Here is a 17,391-nt window from a genome sequence, read left to right as displayed (position 1 = left end):
GCTCCTCTGACAACCGGGCGACCGGCGCCTTGACCGCCCTTCTCCGACGGTACGTCCGTCAGGAGACCGTCGAACCACTTCGGTCAGCGGGTCGCTTCCTGACCTACGGGCTGGCCGGTGCCACGACCCTAGGACTGGGGACGGTCCTACTAACGGTGGGAGGGCTGCGGGCCCTCCAGACCTGGTCGGTCCTCGATGGACATTGGTCGTGGGTGCCCTACCTGGCGGCCAGTGCGGCAATGGCGGCACTCGGAGCCCTGGCCCTGTCACGCATAGGTGGACGGACGGGGTTGGATGGTTGAAGAACGGATTACCCGCCAGGACCTGGAAGCGGAGCTCCGGGCCACGGTCGGCGAGGAGGACGGTTCGATCGGGGACCGACGCTCGTCGCTGATCCTGGCCGCCGCGGTGGCTGCCACTGTCGTAGTGGCCGTGGCCTACTGGGTGGGCCGACGGGCCGGCCACCGCCGATCGACGGTGGTCGAGGTCCGCCGATTCTGATGGGTGGCCTGTTCTCCACCCTGGTAGGCCGCGGGATTCGTCGCGGCCTCGTTGGTGGCCACCGAGGATGGCAGGTAGCTCTGGCCGTCGGCCTGGTGGGTCGCCTGTTCCGCGCCCTCGGGGGTCGACCCCCCACGGCTCACCGCACCCGGCTGGAGGTGGGGGAAGGTCTCGAAGTTCGACACCTCGACGAAGGGGGTGAGGACGGGTGATCGTTGAGCTTCGCAACCCGACCCGCACGGTGGAGTTCGAGGGACCGATGGCCGTCTCGGCACTCCTTGCCCGGCTTGATCTACGCCGCGAGGGTGTTCTGGTCATCCGAGAGGGAACCCTCGTTCCCGGGGACGACGTCCTGGGTGCCGACGACCGGATCGAGATTCGCTCAGTCATCTCCGGAGGCGCCTGGTGAAGTGTCGGGTCTGCCGGGGTCCGGCGGTGATCGATGTGCGACGGCACAACGCCAACTTCTGTGAAGAGCACTTTCTTAGGCTGTGTCGCGACCAGGTAGAGAGGGCCATCAAACAGCACCGAATGTTGTCCGCCGGCGACCGGATTCTGGTAGCCGTCTCGGGCGGCAAGGACTCCCTAGCCGTATGGGACATCCTGCTGGAGCTGGGTTACCAGGTCGACGGCCTCTACCTCGGACTGGGGATCGACGGCTACAGCGGCCAGTCAGAGGCCTACGCCCGTGCGTTCGCCAAGGACCGTGACCTGAGCCTCGAGGTGGTGGACCTTCCGGCCGACTACGGCTATGACATCCCGAATGGCGCCCGGGCAGCCCGAAGGGTGCCATGCAGTGCCTGTGGCCTCTCTAAGCGACACCTATTCGACGAGGCGGCCCGCCGGGGGAACTACGACGCCCTCGTTACGGGACACAATCTGGACGATGAAGCCGCAGTGCTGCTCGGGAACGTACTCCGGTGGCAGGGCGAATACCTGGGGCGACAGAAGCCGGTGCTCCCGGCCGGCGAGGGTTTTCCCCGAAAGGTCAAGCCCCTAGTCCGCCTAGGCGAACGGGAAACGGCCGCTTATTGCGTTCTCCGGGGGATCGAGTACGTGGTGGAGGAATGCCCGATGGCTGAAGGGAACCGGCACCTTGGCTACAAGGAGGCATTGAACGCTATCGAAGAACGGTCTCCGGGAACCAAACACGATTTCTACTTCGGGTTTCTGGACCGGGCGGTGGACCGGTTCGCCCCGGTGGTCGTTGAGGAACGGGGTGCAGTGGGTTCCTGTGTCCGGTGCGGGGCTCCAGCCAACGGCGAGATCTGTGCCTTCTGTCGCCTGGTGGAACGGGCTGGAGGTCGGGCCCCAGAAGTTGAGACCGATGTTCCGCTCCTCCTCGGCCGGCCGCCGGCTGGAGGGGTATTGTGAACCGGACTTTCGCCGAAGGTGACCAAGTTCTCCTAGTAGACCGCAAGCAGCGGAGATATCTGGTGGCGCTAGCTGCCGGGGCAGAGTTCCACTCTCACACCGGGGTCATCGCCCATGATGCCGTCCTCGGCGCAGACGAGGGCGTGGTATTGCGCTCAAGCCGGGGCAGCACCTTCACTGCCTTCCGACCCACGTTGTCGGACTACGTGCTCAAGATGCCGCGTGGGGCACAGGTCATCTACCCGAAGGACCTAGGGCCGTTGCTGCTCCTAGCCGACGTTTTCCCGGGGGCGCAGATCCTGGAATCGGGCGTCGGTTCCGGAGCCCTGTCAATGACCATGTTGCGGGCGGGGGCCGAGGTCACCGGCTACGAACTCCGGGAGGACTTTGCCGCACGGGCGAAGCAGAACGTGACGACCATGCTTGGACCGAGGGCGCTGGACCGCTACGACGTCCAGATCCGGGATGCATACGAGGGGATCGATGTTCGGGATCTCGACCGAGTCGTCCTCGACCTTCCGGAACCCTGGAAGGTAGTTCCCCACGCCGCCGGTGCCCTCCTGCCCGGAGGGATCATCGTGGCGTACACACCGAGCATCCTGCAGGCCACCCAGTTTCGGGACGCCCTAGACGCCCACGGCTTCCGCTTCGCCGAGACGGTCGAGGTACTGAACCGGACATGGCACGTGGACGGCCAGGCCGTGCGGCCCGACCACCGCATGGTGGCCCATACGGCCTTTCTGACTCACGCACGCCTGCTTCAGAAGTGACCCGGTCTCGGGTCCTGGCCGTGGTAGCGGTGGCCGTGGCGGCCTCCGCGGGAATCGTTATTACCGCATCGGTCAGAGGAGACGACGGGATTGGGGTGCGACCGCCAACCGACACGGCGGTTTGGACCACCGTGATCCCGACGATCGGAACCACTGAAGGTCTGCCCACCAACCACCTACTGGCCTCGGTTCTACAGGTCCGAGGCCTGGACTGTCGCACGGCCCAAGTGGGGACGGGGTTCGTGGTGGCCGATGGTCTCATCGCCACGGTGGCCCACGTGGTTGCTGGTATTACGGCACCGACCGTGGAGGTGGCAGGAGAGGAGGTCGCCGCCCGGGTGGTGGGTTTCGACCCGGTAAGCGACTTGGCCCTCCTCCGCCCACTCCGAACCCTCGACCTGCCGCCCGCCCTTGATCTGGGTACGGCGGTGGCGGGGACGCTCGGGACGGTGCTGGTGCACGAGGGTGCCGACGGTCCGGTAGCGCTTCCGATCGCGGTTCGTCGTCTTATCCGAGCTACCGGTGAGGACATCTACGGCCGTCCAGCCGACGGTCGTGACGCCCTGGAGATCACGGCCACCATCCGAACAGGACATTCCGGAGCCCCGGTTGTGGATGGATCGGGGGCCGTGGTTGGCGTGCTGTTCTCCCGCATTAGAGGTGGGGGATCGGTGGCCTACGCCGTGCAGGCCGGAGAACTGTCCCGACTCCTGGAGGAGACGGCCAACAAGGCCACGCCGACGGGTCCCTGCCTCTGACGGGACCTTCAGAACGGGAACTGTTGAAAAAGGTCGAAGGGCGGCCCGGAGGCCGCCCTTCAGACGTCGAAACTGGTCTAGGCCGTCAGTCAACCTCGATGTAGATGCACTCGCCGGGGCACTCCTCGGCCGACTCGATTGTGGCCTCCAACTGCCCTTCGGGGATTGGAGCAACCGCTTCGGCACCTGCCGGGTCGCTGAGGATCTTGTCGCCATCCTTGACATAGGCCAGTCCGTCGTCGAGAAGGGCGAAGACGTCGGGGGCGATCTCCTCGCAGAGACCGTCGCCGGTGCACAGGTCCTGGTCGATCCAGACCTTCATGGTTGGTTGGTCCTCTCGTCAGGCACGGTCACCGTGCCCCAAAATAGGTCATTGCTTCAAGATGGCAGCCCTAGAGCTGCTTTCCTGGGACGGGGAGGAGTGTACCGACCCCCGTACGCTTGTCACCGGACCGGCCCCGGGTCATCTGGCACAGGACCGAGAGTGGTCCAGGACTAGGGTCGGGACAGGAGGGTAGGCGTGTCCGAACTCAAGGAAAGTGAGGAGCCGGACGGGTCCGGGAACGAGGCCCCGCACGGCGAACCCGCTGCGGACGACCGAGACCAGGAGATGGCAGAACTGCGCCGCCGCCTGGTCGACACACCGCGCCAGATCAGTCGCCTCGAATCCGAGATTCGGGACGCCAACCGCGAGTTAACACGGGCCAACGCCCGCAACCAGAAGTTGAACACCACCCTGGAGACGGCCCGGGAGCGGATCACCGCCCTACGCGACGAGGTGGAGAAGCTCTCCCAGCCCCCCTCGGCCTACGGGACCGTGGTGCAGTTGAACGACGATGGGACGGCCGACGTCCACTCGGGTGGCCGCAAGATGCGGGTCGCAGTCCACCAGGAGGCAGCCGAGGGCCTTTGTCCCGGTCAGGAGGTCGTCCTGAACGAGGCCATGAGCGTGGTCATGGCCCGTCGGCACGAGGCCACCGGCGAGGTGGTGACGATCAAAGAAGTCATGGCCGGCGGTCGACGGGCCGTCATCGTCGGCCGGGGAGACGAAGAGCGCGTTGTGGAGTTGGCCGCCGACCTTGTCGGAATCGGCATGCACAGTGGCGACTCTGCGATGTTGGACCCGAAGGCCGGCCTGCTCCTGGAACGCCTACCCCGCCCCGAAGTCCAGGACCTGGTACTGGAGGAGATCCCGGACGTCACCTATGAAGACGTAGGGGGTCTCGACCGCCAGATCGAACTAATCGTGGACGCAGTCGAACTGCCCTTCCTCCACCAGGACCTGTTCGCCGAGTACGACCTGCCAGCTCCCAAGGGGATCCTCCTCTACGGGCCACCGGGCTGCGGGAAGACGCTCATCGCCAAGGCGGTCGCCAACTCGCTGGCCAACAAGGTGGCCGAGGTTTCAGGCGACGCAGAAGCCCGTAGCTACTTCTTAAACATCAAAGGACCCGAACTGCTCAACAAGTACGTGGGGGAGACAGAACGTCAGATCCGGCTGGTGTTCCAGCGGGCCAGAGAGAAGTCTGAACAGGGGTGGCCGGTCATCGTCTTCTTCGACGAGATGGAGTCCCTCTTCCGGACACGGGGCACGGGCATCAGTTCGGACATCGAGTCCACGATTGTTCCCCAGTTGCTGGCCGAGATCGACGGCGTCGAGACACTGCGGAACGTCATCGTGATCGGAGCCTCGAACCGGGAAGACCTGATCGACCCAGCCATCCTGCGCCCGGGCCGCCTCGACGTGAAGATCAAGATTGAACGACCGGACGCGACGGCTGCGGCACAGATCTTCGCCCGCTACCTAGTAGGCGACCTGCCGATCGACGAGGAATCAGTGGAGACGACAGGCGGGGGCGACCGGAACAAGGCCGCCCTGGCCATGATCGACGAGACAGTGTCCGAGATGTACTCGGAAGAAGAGCGCAACCGCTTTCTGGAGGTGACCTACCAGAACGGTGACAAGGAAATCCTCTACTTCCGTGACTTCGCCTCCGGAGCCATGGTCGAAAACATCGTCCGGCGCGGAAAGAAGCTGGCCATCAAGCGTCAACTGGCGGGCGGGCGACGCGGGATTCACGTAGACGACCTGATCCAGGCGGTGCGCCAGGAATTCACCGAACATGAGGACCTTCCCAACACCACCAACCCGGACGACTGGGCGAAGATCTCCGGGAAGAAGGGTGAGAGAATCGTCTACGTCCGTACCTTGGTCTCCAGGAACGCCGACGAGTCTGGTGGGCGGGCCATCGAGGGTGTAGGAACCGGCCAGTACCTCTGAGTTGACTGGCCGGTGGTCCCGGCGACCCCGAAGGAAGCACCACTAGGGTCCAGCGATGGCCGTCCCCAAGACCTTGGGTATCGAGACGGAGTACGGCATTGTTCATCGGGGGGTCGCCGACCCGAACCCGATCAGCGCCTCATCGCTGCTTATCAACGCCTACCTGAGTCGCCGGGCCGACCCAGGGAGCGGACCCGGTGCACCGCGAGTGGGATGGGACTTCGTGGACGAATCCCCGTCCGTTGACGTTCGCGGCTTCACGCCCCTGGACGCCCTGGCACCTGAGATCGAGACCCACCTCGTGAATGCCGTGCTCACCAACGGCGCCCGCTACTACGTCGACCACGCCCACCCCGAGTTGTCCACCCCGGAGTGCGCCGACGCCCTCACGGTGGTCCTCCAGGACCGAGCGGCGGAGATGATCCTCATCGAGTCCATGGAGGCGGCCAACGAGGTGCTTCCAGAGGGCCAGGAACTGGTCGTCTACAAGAACAACTCTGACGGCAAGGGCAACAGCTACGGGTGCCACGAGAACTACCTGATGGACCGGGCGACTCCGTTCGGCCGGATCGTGCAGCACGCGACCACCCACTTCGTGACCCGACAGGTATTCACCGGTGCGGGAAAGGTGGGCTGCGAGTTGCCCTTCCGGGACCGGAACTACTTGTCATACCAGATAACCCAGCGGGCCGACTTCTTCGAGGAGGAGGTGGGTTTGGAGACCACCCTGAAGCGACCCATTATCAACACTCGAGACGAGCCACACGCCGATCCGCTCCGGTACCGCCGGCTGCACGTCATCGTGGGCGACGCCAATCTCTGCGAGGTGGCCACCTTCCTGAAAGTGGGGACCACGGCCATCATCCTGGCCATGGTGGAGGACGATTTCCTGGACGGAACGGTGGCCCTCCGAGACCCCGTCCTGGCCATGCAGTCCGTGTCTTGGGACGTCAATCTGACCGGCTTGGTGACCTTGACCGACACCCGGACGGCTACCGCCCTCGAACTTCAGTGGGGCCTACTCGAGGCGGCCCAGAAGTACCTCCGTGAGCGGGGAACCGACGCGGTGGGCGGGCCTGTGGCTGACGAAGTAGTGGAGCGCTGGGAGAACGTCCTAACCGGCCTGGAGTCGGACCCCGAATCGCTGATTGGCCAGCTGGACTGGATCACCAAGCGGCGGGTGATGGATGGCTTCCGGGAGCGCCACGGGCTGTCGACGGACGATCTCAAGTTGGCCGCTCTGGACCTCCAGTACCACGACCTTCGGCCAGACCGGTCGCTCTTCGCCCGGATGGGAGCCGAGACCCTGGTCGAAGTCGACGAAGCGCGTTGGGCCATGGATAACCCACCGGGCGACACACGGGCCTATTTCCGGGGGCAGTGTCTGAAGCGTTGGCCAGACCGGATCGTGGCTGCCAACTGGGACTCGATTGTGTTCGATGTCGGCGGGGAGGCGCTTCGCCGAGTGCCGATGATGGAGCCCACCCGTGGCACGGTGGACCATGTCGGTACGCTCCTCGACACCTGCGAGACGGTGGAGGAGCTGCTCGACCGCCTAACCGCTTGAGGGGCATGGAGGACATGGAAATGGCCGAACGGGAACAGCGACAGCGGGAGACCTCTGACCGTGAGGAGGACGCGGGTGCTGAGCCAGTCGCTCCTGCGTCCACCGAACGTAGTGAGCGCCTAAAGGGGGAGTTGGACGACCTCCTGGACGAGATCGACGAGGTCCTGGAGACCAACGCCGAGGAGTTCGTGAAGAGCTACATCCAGAAAGGTGGCGAGTAGGGCAACCCGGTGGGCGGGTTAGCCTCCGGGCCGTGACGCTTCCCCTTTTCACCCCCGACGACGATCCGGGACCGAGTTTCGTTGGCCTGCTTGGTCGGCTCGGCGTAGGTGCCCCGGACATGCCCGACCGCATCGACCCAGCGCTAATCACCCACGGGACCACTGTGGTTGCTGTTCGGTACGTCGACGGCGTCGTTATGGCCGGCGACCGGCGGGCCACGTCGGGGAACTTCATCAGCCACAGGACAATCGAGAAGGTCTTCCCTGCCGACAGCCACTCGGGGGTGGCCATTTCAGGGGTGGCCGGCCTGGCCATGGAGATGGTGCGCCTGTTCCAGCTCCAACTTGAGCATTACGAGAAGGTAGAGGGCAGCCCGCTGAGCCTGGATGGGAAGGCGAATCAGCTCAGCCAGATGCTGAGGGGCCACATGCCGTTGGCCATGCAGGGACTTCCGATTGTGCCTATATTCGCCGGCTTTGACGAGAGGGTTGGACAGGGTCGCCTGTTCCAATTCGATGGGACCGGCGGTCGGTACGAGGAACGGGACTATGCCGCCACCGGGTCGGGGAGTCTGCACGCCACCACGGTGATCAAGCTCCGGCACCATGACACGCTGGATCTGGACGGCGCCGTGGACGTGGTCGTTGAGGCACTCTTCCAGGCTGCGGATGAGGACAGCGCCACTGGAGGACCGGACCCGGTACGAGGCATCTACCCGATTGTGGCCTCGATCACGGCCGACGGCTTCGAGCGCCTAGATGATCAGCGAGTGTCCGACCGGACAGCGGTCTTGTTGGAACGGCTGGGAGGGAGCGTTGTGAACCCGACGCAACCCGGAGGATCGGGGATCGTCCGATGACCATGCCCATGTACGTCTCGCCCGAGCAGTTGATGAAGGACAAAGCGGACTACGCCCGCAAGGGCATCGCTCGCGGTCGGGCGGCCATCGGAAGCACGTACGCCGACGGTGTCCTCCTATGTGCTGAGAACCCGTCCAACACCCTGCGTAAGGTGAGCGAGATCTACGACCGGATCGGCTTCGTAGGGGTCGGCCGGTACAACGAGTTCGACCAACTCCGAATCGCCGGCGTCCGCCACGCCGACTTCAAGGGCTATGCCTTCAGCCGCGACGACGTGGACGCCCGCTCGTTGGCCAACCAGTACGCCCAGATCCTCGGCCACTACTTCACCCACGAGATGAAACCCCTCGAGGTAGAGATGCTGGTAGCCGAGATGAGCGAGGAGGACGGTGGCGATCAGCTCTTCCACCTCCTTTATGACGGCACGGTCATGGACATGGCCTCCTTCGTGGTCATCGGGGGTGAGGCTGAGGCCATCCGGGACCGGTTGGAGGGGACATGGAACCAGGAAGCCGGCCTGACAGATGCAGTCAAGGCCTCGGTGGGTGCACTGGCCGGGCCGGACCGCACTCTGGTTGGAGACGATCTGGAGGTGGCGGTACTAGCACGTCAGAGCGGCCGCCGAGCCTTCCGGCGGGTGGAGGGCGACGAGTTGGACGCCCTTCTGGCGTGACTTCTGGCGTTCCGACAGCCTGAGGTCGGACGGTGCAACGCCGGATCTACGGAATCGAGAACGAGTACGGCATCACCTGCACCGTCGACGGTTCTCGTCGCCTCAGCCCGGACGAGGTGGCGCGGTACCTGTTCCGTCGAATCGTGGACTGGGGGCGGAGTTCAAACGTGTTCCTCCCCAACGGCGCCCGGTTGTACCTCGACGTGGGATCACATCCCGAGTACGCCACCCCGGAGTGCGCGTCTGTTCGCGACGTGGTGACCCACGACAAGGCAGGGGAACGAATCCTGGAGCAGTTGGTGGGGAGTGCTGAGCAACGGCTTCGAGAGGAGGGGATCGATGGCGACGTCTTCCTCTTCAAGAACAACACCGACTCGGCCAACAACTCGTACGGCTGCCACGAGAACTACCTGACCACCCGTCGAGACGACATGTCGGACCATGACGAGGTGCTCATTCCCTTTCTGGTTAGCCGTCAGATCTGGGCGGGGGCCGGGAAGATCTACGAGACCGCTCGGGGTGGTGCCGGCTACAGCATCAGCCAGCGGGCAGCCCATATCTGGGAGGGAGTGTCAAGCGCTACCACCCGGTCACGTCCCATCATTAACTCGCGTGACGAGCCCCACGCTGACGCCGAGCGGTACCGACGTCTGCACGTGATCGTCGGTGACTCCAACATGAGCGAGTACGCGGGGTTCCTGAAGGTTGGAGCGTGCGGACTGCTGCTCCGAATGCTGGAGGAACCGAGCGTGGTGTTCCGGGACATGACTCTGGAAAACCCGATCAGGGCCATCCGTGAGATCAGCAATGATCTCACGTGTCGTCGGACGGTAAGGCTGGCCAGCGGGCGTGAACTCAGTCCTTTGGACATCCAGCGGGAGTTCCTGGACCGGGCAATCCGGTTCGCGGAACGGCGTGACACGTCGGCCGAGGAGGACCAAGTTCTGGCTATGTGGCAGCACTGCCTCGAAGGGATCGAACGGGACCCTCTCGAGTTGCGACAGGAATGCGACTGGGTGGCCAAGTACCACTTGGTGGAGGCCTACAGGGAACGCCACGGGCTCGCCCTGGCCGACCCCCGGGTTCTCCTCTTGGACCTGCAGTACCACGACGTGGACCGGCGGCGGGGGCTCTTCTACCGCATGCAGGATCGGGGCCTGGTCGAACGAGTGACCACCGATCGGGAGATCACCACGGCCGAGGCGGAGGCACCGACCGATACCCGCGCTCGGCTCCGCGGGGACTTCATCCGCCGGGCCAAGGAGCAGCGGCGGGACTACACCGTGGACTGGGTCCATCTGAAACTGAACGACCAGGCCCAGCGGACCGTCCTATGCAAGGACCCGTTCCGGTTCGAAGATGAACGGGTCCAGAAACTGATTGACTCCCTCTGATCACCTCTCCCGGGACCCTTGGCTCGGCCCGGAAGGGGCCCGGGAGAGGCCGAACGGCCCGACATAGGGTGGGACGGTGGCCGAGATGATGAAGCTGGAGAGGCTCCTAGACCTGGTGGCCCTGCTGCTGGAGACAGAGCAGCCCCTGGGCCGGCACGAGATCCGGAACCATCTCCCGCCCGGCGCCTACGCCGAGGACGAGGTGGCCTTCCGTCGGACCTTCGAACGCGACAAGGACGAGCTCCGAGGCATGGGCCTTCCCATCGCAGTCGACACGGTTCCAGGTACCGATCCGCCGCTGGACGGCTACAGCATCCGCCGTTCCGAGTTCGAGGCAGATCTTCCGATCCTGGACGCCGAGGAGATGGCGAGCCTGGCGCTGGCCTCGGCGCTGGTCCGCTTCGACGCGGCACGTCCCGACGTCCCGATCTGGCTGCTTGGTGGAAGCCCGTCGGCCGATGGAGGGGACCGGACTACTCCCGTGGCTGAAGTGGCTGACGGGCCTTTGGTCCGCGAACTGATGGGGGCCGTCATGGAAAGACGGGTGGTTTCGTTCGACTATCGGGGAGAGTGCCGGACAGTTGAACCCCATCGACTTGTCTTCACCCGGGGTCACTGGCAACTGTCCGGCCTGGACCGCGGTCGGGGTGCCGGACGGCAGTACAGATGCGATCGGTTCGAGGGGCCGGTCTTCGTCACCGACGAGGTGATTGCCGTTCCGGGTGCGCTCATCGAGGTACGCGAGGACCATGCCTGGCAGTTCGGAGACGGTGACGAGGTCGCGGTGGACCTCTTGGTCGACAAGCGGCACGTCCCGTGGTTGACCAGCTTTCTCCGTGGTGTCGAAATCATCGAGAAGCGCGAAGACGGCTCGGTACTGGTACGAGAGATGGTCCGGGACGCCGCGGCCTTCCGGTCCTTCGTCCTGACCTTTCTGGACGGCGCCGAGGTCGTGGCCCCGACCGGGTTCCGTGACGAAATGGTGTCCTGGCTGGAGGCACTGGCGTGAGCGGACTTGGCGCCGCTCAGCGGGTCCAGCGACTCCTTGCCCTGATCCCATGGTTGCGGGAGCACCGTCCGGGAGGTGCCACCATCGCCGAGGTGTCGGACCGGTTCGACTACCCGGCCGCCGACCTGGTTTCCGACCTGACCGACGTTGTGAATTTCGTTTCGGCTGACAGGTACCAGCACTTTCTGAGTTTCGACGTGGTCGTGACCGAGGACCAGATCCGAATCGATCGCGACACTCTGCTGGATAGACCTATGAGGATGGGGAGTGCCGACCTGGCAGCCCTAGTGGCAGCGGGCCGGGCCGCGGCCGTCCTGTTGGGCGATGACCGGTTAGGACCCCTGGAGCGGGCCGTAGCCAAGCTGGTCGGCACGCAGACTTCCAAGGCCCCAACAGTGGAGCTCCGCCTGACCTCCGGCGGGGAGAAGGTTCTGACACTCCTGCGGGAGGCCATCCGATCGGGTCGGTGTGTGGAGCTGGACTACTACTCCTACAACCGTGATGAGGAAACGAGGCGGGTGGTGGAACCTCACCGGTGTATCTACGACGGCTTCTGGTACCTGACCGCCTACTGCCGATCGGTGGGAGCCGGACGGGTGTTCCGCCTGGACCGGGTACGCGGTGTCACGCTGACCGATCTGCCGTTCATCCCGGTGGAGGAGGAGGCCGAAGCAATGGACGGCATCCCCGTGGATGGAAGCCTCCCCGAGGTGGTCCTCGAACTGGATCCGGAGGTCCACTGGGTAGTTGACCAGTACCCGCACACCGCCCTGGACCACCTAGACGATGGCCGGGTTCGGGTCACCCTGCCGGTGACGGCAGACCGGTGGCTGGAACGCCTCCTGCTCCGCTTGGGCCCGGCAGCCCGGGTGGGCTCGGCGCCCGAGGGTCAGGGTGAGGAGCTGCGGGCCGCCGCCGCAGCACGCGTTCTGACCCGCTACCAGTAGTGGCGCGCCACCGAGTGACACCGCCCGACGGGTAGGTTCGATCCGTGCCCGATCAGACACCCGAGACCCCGCGGTCGATACCCGGATCGGGAGACGAGGCGTGGGCCGACGACGTGCTTGCCCGGGCCCGGGCCCGGTCAGTGGCCGAAGAAAATACTGATCCTGAACCGGCCGGGTGACGACCTGAAGGGACGCCCGACGGGACGGCACCGTCATCACTGACAGGACCTACGGCCGACCCCTCGGGAGGACCGGCAATCGTGACCCGGGAGGACCTAACAGGTGGGCCAGTGGGCCAGGATCGAATGGTCGACAGAACCTTCGTAGTTCCCGAGGTGGTCGTCACCCCCCAACCACCCAGCGAACTCGCCGGGCATCCGATATCGGACCCCTCTCCCGAGGTGGACCTCGGGATCCCGGGGACGATCCGTTCGGCCCGTCGGACTGTCCTGGAATGGGGGGTGGTGCTGGTCGGGGCCCTGGCCTTGGCCCTGATCGTCCGGGCCTTCCTCTTCCAGGCCTTCTACATACCGAGTCCCTCCATGGAGCCGACGCTGTCCTCAGGGGACCGGATCCTGGTCAACAAGGTGAGTTACCGACTCCACGACGTAAACCGCGGGGACTTGGTGGTGTTCCACCCACGTCCCGAGTCGGGAGTAGGTGCCGACGACCTGATCAAGCGGGTTATCGCCCTCCCCGGTGAGACGGTCACTACAGATAGCGGACGGGTACTGATCGACGGTGGCCTCCTGATCGAGCCATACCTCCCGGTCCCTGACGGGACGGCGGGCTTCACGACGGTGCCGTGGTGTGCGAACCAGGACACCACCGCCGGGTGCACGGTTCCCGACGGTCACGTCTTCGTCCTGGGGGACAACCGGGGCAACTCCCGGGACAGTCGCTACTACGGTCCGGTGCCCGTCGATTCGATCGTGGGACGGGCCTTCGTGCGAGTTTGGCCGCTGGGAGGCCTAGACAGGCTCTGACCTCCAGCGTTCAGAGCCTGCCGTGGAGGCGTGCCGCGCCGTCGACCAGACGATCGACGTGGTCGCCGAAGATTCCGTCTAGGCGCATCTGGAGGAGCCGGTCGATCTGGCGGGGGTGCTGAGCGTCCCAGCCCAGGCACCGGAGGCCGAACCGACGGAAGAGCGACACCAGGCCCCCGCTCCAGTCCGGCTCGGGGAGGTTCACAGCGTCAATTCCGGCATCTGACAGGTCGGCGGCCCACCGTTCCAGTCCTCCGGACATGCGCTCGAGGCGGGTGGAGTGGACGAGGACGACCTGCGAGTCCAGGTCCCGCCACTGGGTCAAGAGTTCTGGATCCGGGTGGCAGAGCCAGAGCTGGGGGAGGGCTCCGTGATCGGAGGCCACACGGAGGATGTCGGACACGGCCTCCGAATCCTTGACGTCCAACGACAGGGGTACCTGGGAGCCCACCCTGGTGTAGAGGTCGGCCAACGTCGGAACATCCGGCGGGAGGTCCGGAATGGTCAGGGTCGAAATGGTCCGGCGACGGAACCTTCGGCCGATCCGCCCGTCGTGGTGGAGGACCGGAACCCCATCCGCCGAGCACCAGACATCGCTCTCTAGCCCCGTGGCACCCAGCCGAAGGGCAAGGACGAAGGCCTCCAATGTGTTTTCCGGGGCGTGGGCACGGCCGCCTCGGTGGGCGAACAGCAGGGGGGCGGTCAGCGGCGGATTGGACACCCAGTCATCATGCCGGGCTGGCCCACCGGACGCTGGCACCATGACGCCTAGGCTCGGAATGATGGAAGGAAGCCTTCTGCTGTGCACGGGGGTCTTAGTGGCTGCCGTGTCGGTCCTGGCTGTCGTGTCGGCTCGGTTGTCTCGAGAGTTGGAGGCCACCGTGCGTTCCCTTCACCGGTTCGGTCGACTTGCCGTGGTGGTGGCCGACCTATCCCGGTCGACTCGCAGCCTGGAGTCAGGCACCGCTCGGCTAGGGCGTCGGTAGGTTCACCCCATGGGAAACATCGGGGGTGGCGAGATCCTGGTCATCCTGCTGCTGGGCCTCGTGGTACTCGGTCCGGGCAGGCTGGCGGTGGTCGCCCGGCAGTTCGGTCGGGTGATTCGAGAAGTCCGACGGGTGGCCACGGGATTCCAGGAAGAGTTCCGAGACCTGGTGGAGGACCCGTCCCTCGAGGCCATGGCCCGTGAGCGGGGACATCGCCTGACCGGATCTACGTCGCCCGAGTCGGCCACCGATGAAGCGGAGGAGGCTGGTGGCTGACCCCGACGGGCAGATGACCCTCATGGGTCACCTCGAGGAGCTCCGCAGTCGACTGATCCGCTCGACGCTGGCTGTTGTGGCTGGGGCAGTGGCCGCGTGGGTGTTCTACCCGCAGATCCTGGATCTCCTGCTGGAGCCCTACTGCCACATCCGGGGAGAGGCGGTGGAGGGCAGTGCCTTCGGCACGGGGTGCGAGTTGCTGGTCACTGATCCGCTGGAGCCCTTCGGAGTCCGAATGATGGTGGCGGGCTATGGAGGGATCGCTCTGGCCATGCCGGTCCTGCTGTGGCAGTCCTGGCGCTTCGTGGCACCCGGTCTCCATGCACGGGAACGACGGTGGGGCGTCCTGTTCGTCGGCCTGGGAGTCCTCCTGTTCGGGGCCGGCTGCGGCCTCGCCTACTGGAGCATCCCGCGGGCCCTGGACTTCCTAATCGGAATCGGAGGGCCGGACCTGATAAGCGTCTTCTCACCTGCCCGGTACCTGGGATTCGTTGTGAAGATGACCTTGGCTTTCGGAATCGGCTTCCAGTTCCCGCTCCTCCTAGTCCTCCTTCAAGTCCTAGGCATCCTGACCCCGGCATCGCTGCGACGGGTTCGGCGGTACGCCATCGTTGGAATCGTCGCGGTAGTGGCCGTTCTGACACCCAGTGGCGACCCGTTCACCCTGTTGTTGTTGTCCGTTCCTATGGTCGCCTTCTACGAGATGGCGATCCTGGTGGGAGCGCTAAGGGCCCGCCGCCACCGGCGAGCCGGATCCGAGTGACCGACGGCCGGCCCTTTGAGCTCGACCGCTTCCAGGTCGAGGCAATGGCCGCCGTGGACGCCGGGCGTTCTGTCCTGGTGTCGGCCCCGACCTCCAGCGGTAAGACGGTGGTGGCCGAACATGCCATCGACTCGGCGTTAGCCGCTGGACGCCGGGCCTTCTACACGGCACCCATTAAGGCCCTCTCCAACCAGAAGTTTCGCGACCTGGGCGAACGGCTGGGCGACGACACAGTCGGCCTGATGACCGGCGACCAGGTCATCGCCCCTGAGGCACCAGTGGTGGTCATGACCACCGAGGTCCTCCGGAACATGCTCTACGCGGGATCCCCGGCCACCGAGGGACTCGGATGGGTGGTCCTAGACGAGGTCCACTTCCTGGAGGACCCGTACCGGGGTGCCGTCTGGGAGGAGGTAGTTCTCAACCTGGCCGAGGACGTAGGGATAGTGGCGCTCTCCGCCACGGTGTCCAACGCAAAGGAGTTAGGCGACTGGCTCACCGCCGAGCGCGGGCCGACGACGGTGGTACGCGAGGACCGTCGACCGGTCCGCCTGAACTCCCACTACCTGGTGGCCGAACGGGGTCGCCCCCGACGTGTCCACCGGCTGTCCATCCGGAGCGGTAACCGATCAAACCCCGACGGGCAGCGGTTTGACGTGGACAGGCAGACCCGTCACGGGCGGGGACGCGGTCGCCGAGGCTGGGCCTCACCTCGCCGGGACGAGGTCCTGGCTGAGCTGTCCCGCCACGACATGCTCCCAGCCATCCACTTCATCTTCAGCCGGGCCGGATGCGACGAGGCCCGCGACGTCATGATCCGTGATGGAGTCCAGCTGAACGATGCCGCCGAGGAGCGAGCCGTCGACGCCCTGGTGGACGACCGGCTGACCGACCTGCCTGAGGCGGACCTAGCAGCCCTCGGCGTGGCGGCCTGGCATGACGGCCTCCGGCGGGGCGTGGCGGCCCACCATGCCGGGCTGGTACCGGCGTTCAAGGAGGTCACGGAGGAGCTGTTCGCCGCCGGCCTCCTGAAGATCGTGTACGCCACAGAAACGCTCGCGCTGGGGGTGAACCTCCCGGCCCGGGCGGTGGTTATCGACCGCCTAACCAAGTTCAACGGCCAGACCCACCAGGTCCTCACACCGGGGCAGTTCACCCAGCTAACCGGCAGGGCTGGACGCCGTGGCCTAGACGACGAAGGTCATGCCCTGGTCTGCTGGTCGCCCTTCGTTTCCTTCGATCGAGTAGCAGGTCTGGCGGGCAGCCGCGATTTCGTCCTCCGCTCGGCCTTCCGGCCAACCTACAACATGGTGGCAAATCTTGTTCTGGGTAGAACCCGGGCCGAAGCTGCTGATCTTCTGTCACGGTCATTCGCTCAGTTTCAACTCGATCGGCAGGGTGTCGCTATTCATCAGGCCACCAAAAAGAGAAGACCCCCGCCACGGAAGCGAGACTCCCGATCAGCGACTACCAGTCTCTCGGAACGGATGGAGGCCGCTCTGCGGGTCCTGGAGGCCAGAGGGATGGCTGACGGATGGTCCCTAGAAGACCGAGGCCTTCCGCTGGCCGCTATCCACAACGAGGCCGACCTCCTGGTAGTGGAATCCCTGGACTCTGGGCTCCTGGAAGGCCTAGACCCGGGAATGCTGTCGGCCGTGGTGTCCTGTCTGTCCTACCGGAAGCGCGGGCCCGGCGAACCATCGTCAGTTCAACTAGCTGGAGCCTTTCCGGAACGGTTCAATGGACTATGCGCCCTGGCCGCCGGGGTGGCAGCTGCCGAACGAGAAGAGGGTTTAGAGCCGAGCGAACCCCCGGATCCGGGCTTTGCCCACGTGATCTATGCCTGGGCAAACGGAGAAGAACTCGCGGAAGTCCTGAACGGCACCCTGACCGGGGGTGAGTTCGTTCGAAACGTTCGCCTCGTTACTGACCTGATGAGGCAACTGACCAAGGTGGCCCCACCCCTTCTGGCAGTGACGGCCGAGGAGGCAGGCCGGTGCCTGGACCGGGGAGTAGTGTCACTC

Annotated in this window: 22 protein-coding genes; 20 read left to right on the top strand and 2 right to left on the bottom strand. The window is 65.3% G+C overall.

All coding sequences use genetic code 11. The features are described from left to right. From MK181_09765 to MK181_09735, 7 genes are all read left to right on the top strand, one after another. On the top strand, positions 1-302 hold a 302-nt coding region (locus MK181_09765), incomplete at its 5' end, for a hypothetical protein (protein MCH2420087.1). Next, positions 295-501 carry a hypothetical protein gene (locus tag MK181_09760; protein ID MCH2420086.1) on the top strand — a complete coding sequence of 69 codons (207 nt, stop codon included), beginning with the start codon at positions 295-297 and terminating at the stop codon, positions 499-501. The genes MK181_09765 and MK181_09760, both read left to right, overlap by 8 nt. Then, a complete protein-coding gene (locus MK181_09755; protein ID MCH2420085.1) occupies positions 501-713 on the top strand; it encodes a hypothetical protein in 213 nt (70 codons plus the stop codon). Before MK181_09760 ends, MK181_09755 begins: the two co-directional genes overlap by 1 nt. Next, a complete protein-coding gene (locus tag MK181_09750; GenBank protein ID MCH2420084.1) occupies positions 710-910 on the top strand; it encodes a MoaD/ThiS family protein in 201 nt (66 codons plus the stop codon). The genes MK181_09755 and MK181_09750 overlap by 4 nt, the downstream gene beginning before the upstream one ends. Positions 911-936: 26 nt before the next feature. Further along, a complete protein-coding gene (locus MK181_09745; GenBank protein ID MCH2420083.1) occupies positions 937-1,875 on the top strand; it encodes an adenine nucleotide alpha hydrolase family protein in 939 nt (312 codons plus the stop codon). Further along, complete coding sequence (locus MK181_09740) at positions 1,872-2,645, top strand: tRNA (adenine-N1)-methyltransferase (protein MCH2420082.1); 774 nt, start codon at positions 1,872-1,874, stop codon at positions 2,643-2,645. The genes MK181_09745 and MK181_09740 overlap by 4 nt, the downstream gene beginning before the upstream one ends. Beyond that, positions 2,642-3,403: a trypsin-like peptidase domain-containing protein gene (locus MK181_09735; GenBank protein MCH2420081.1), complete on the top strand. Its 762-nt coding sequence runs from the start codon at positions 2,642-2,644 to the stop codon at positions 3,401-3,403. The genes MK181_09740 and MK181_09735 overlap by 4 nt, the downstream gene beginning before the upstream one ends. Before the next feature lie 85 nt (positions 3,404-3,488). Here MK181_09735 and MK181_09730 read toward each other — a convergent pair whose 3' ends face one another. After that, positions 3,489-3,725, bottom strand: coding sequence for a ferredoxin (locus MK181_09730; GenBank protein ID MCH2420080.1), 237 nt, complete (start codon positions 3,723-3,725; stop codon positions 3,489-3,491). Between the two features lie 198 nt (positions 3,726-3,923). Between MK181_09730 and arc the strand changes: the two genes are divergently transcribed. From arc to lepB, 9 genes are all read left to right on the top strand, one after another. Then, positions 3,924-5,684 carry a proteasome ATPase gene (gene arc, locus MK181_09725; GenBank protein ID MCH2420079.1) on the top strand — a complete coding sequence of 587 codons (1,761 nt, stop codon included), beginning with the start codon at positions 3,924-3,926 and terminating at the stop codon, positions 5,682-5,684. A gap of 55 nt (positions 5,685-5,739) precedes the next feature. Further along, positions 5,740-7,251 carry a proteasome accessory factor PafA2 gene (locus MK181_09720; GenBank protein MCH2420078.1) on the top strand — a complete coding sequence of 504 codons (1,512 nt, stop codon included), beginning with the start codon at positions 5,740-5,742 and terminating at the stop codon, positions 7,249-7,251. A gap of 5 nt (positions 7,252-7,256) precedes the next feature. Then, positions 7,257-7,472: a ubiquitin-like protein Pup gene (locus MK181_09715; protein MCH2420077.1), complete on the top strand. Its 216-nt coding sequence runs from the start codon at positions 7,257-7,259 to the stop codon at positions 7,470-7,472. A 32-nt stretch (positions 7,473-7,504) separates the two neighbouring features. Next, on the top strand, positions 7,505-8,332 hold the full coding sequence (gene prcB, locus MK181_09710; GenBank protein ID MCH2420076.1) for a proteasome subunit beta: 828 nt from the start codon (positions 7,505-7,507) through the stop codon (positions 8,330-8,332). After that, positions 8,329-9,006, top strand: coding sequence for a proteasome subunit alpha (gene prcA / locus MK181_09705; protein MCH2420075.1), 678 nt, complete (start codon positions 8,329-8,331; stop codon positions 9,004-9,006). Before prcB ends, prcA begins: the two co-directional genes overlap by 4 nt. Before the next feature lie 32 nt (positions 9,007-9,038). Then, entirely contained in the window at positions 9,039-10,400 is a 1,362-nt protein-coding gene (gene pafA, locus MK181_09700; protein ID MCH2420074.1) for a Pup--protein ligase, read from the top strand. 85 nt (positions 10,401-10,485) lie between these two features. Continuing rightward, positions 10,486-11,409, top strand: coding sequence for a WYL domain-containing protein (locus MK181_09695; protein MCH2420073.1), 924 nt, complete (start codon positions 10,486-10,488; stop codon positions 11,407-11,409). After that, a complete protein-coding gene (locus MK181_09690) occupies positions 11,406-12,356 on the top strand; it encodes a WYL domain-containing protein (protein ID MCH2420072.1) in 951 nt (316 codons plus the stop codon). The genes MK181_09695 and MK181_09690 overlap by 4 nt, the downstream gene beginning before the upstream one ends. Positions 12,357-12,616: 260 nt before the next feature. Beyond that, positions 12,617-13,342 (top strand): signal peptidase I, encoded by a 726-nt coding sequence (gene lepB, locus MK181_09685; GenBank protein MCH2420071.1) that lies wholly within the window; start codon positions 12,617-12,619, stop codon positions 13,340-13,342. Positions 13,343-13,352: 10 nt separating this feature from the next. Here lepB and MK181_09680 read toward each other — a convergent pair whose 3' ends face one another. After that, entirely contained in the window at positions 13,353-14,063 is a 711-nt protein-coding gene (locus MK181_09680) for a glycerophosphodiester phosphodiesterase (GenBank protein ID MCH2420070.1), read from the bottom strand. Positions 14,064-14,124: 61 nt separating this feature from the next. Between MK181_09680 and MK181_09675 the strand changes: the two genes are divergently transcribed. The 4 genes from MK181_09675 to MK181_09660 all read left to right on the top strand — a co-directional run. Then, entirely contained in the window at positions 14,125-14,328 is a 204-nt protein-coding gene (locus MK181_09675; protein ID MCH2420069.1) for a hypothetical protein, read from the top strand. Between the two features lie 9 nt (positions 14,329-14,337). Beyond that, positions 14,338-14,604 (top strand): twin-arginine translocase TatA/TatE family subunit, encoded by a 267-nt coding sequence (locus MK181_09670; protein MCH2420068.1) that lies wholly within the window; start codon positions 14,338-14,340, stop codon positions 14,602-14,604. Next, positions 14,597-15,367: a twin-arginine translocase subunit TatC gene (tatC, locus tag MK181_09665; protein ID MCH2420067.1), complete on the top strand. Its 771-nt coding sequence runs from the start codon at positions 14,597-14,599 to the stop codon at positions 15,365-15,367. The genes MK181_09670 and tatC overlap by 8 nt, the downstream gene beginning before the upstream one ends. Further along, positions 15,364-17,391, top strand: a 2,028-nt coding sequence (locus MK181_09660; protein MCH2420066.1) for a DEAD/DEAH box helicase, incomplete at its 3' end; no start/stop codon positions are given. The genes tatC and MK181_09660, both read left to right, overlap by 4 nt.

This window comes from Acidimicrobiales bacterium, from assembly GCA_022452035.1.
In the GTDB taxonomy this organism is placed as follows: domain Bacteria; phylum Actinomycetota; class Acidimicrobiia; order Acidimicrobiales; family MedAcidi-G1; genus UBA9410.
The sequence above is the reverse complement of the archived record's forward strand: the minus strand, read 5'-3'. Positions and strand labels throughout refer to the sequence as shown.

Coding starts and splice junctions, on each gene's coding strand:
- MK181_09760 (MCH2420086.1), top strand. CDS start 295: ATGGTTGAAGAACGGATTACCCGCCAGGACCTGGAAGCGGAGCTCCGG.
- MK181_09755 (MCH2420085.1), top strand. CDS start 501: ATGGGTGGCCTGTTCTCCACCCTGGTAGGCCGCGGGATTCGTCGCGGC.
- MK181_09730 (MCH2420080.1), bottom strand. CDS start 3,725: ATGAAGGTCTGGATCGACCAGGACCTGTGCACCGGCGACGGTCTCTGC.
- MK181_09720 (MCH2420078.1), top strand. CDS start 5,740: ATGGCCGTCCCCAAGACCTTGGGTATCGAGACGGAGTACGGCATTGTT.
- MK181_09715 (MCH2420077.1), top strand. CDS start 7,257: ATGGAGGACATGGAAATGGCCGAACGGGAACAGCGACAGCGGGAGACC.
- prcA (MCH2420075.1), top strand. CDS start 8,329: ATGACCATGCCCATGTACGTCTCGCCCGAGCAGTTGATGAAGGACAAA.
- MK181_09695 (MCH2420073.1), top strand. CDS start 10,486: ATGATGAAGCTGGAGAGGCTCCTAGACCTGGTGGCCCTGCTGCTGGAG.
- MK181_09675 (MCH2420069.1), top strand. CDS start 14,125: ATGGAAGGAAGCCTTCTGCTGTGCACGGGGGTCTTAGTGGCTGCCGTG.
- MK181_09670 (MCH2420068.1), top strand. CDS start 14,338: ATGGGAAACATCGGGGGTGGCGAGATCCTGGTCATCCTGCTGCTGGGC.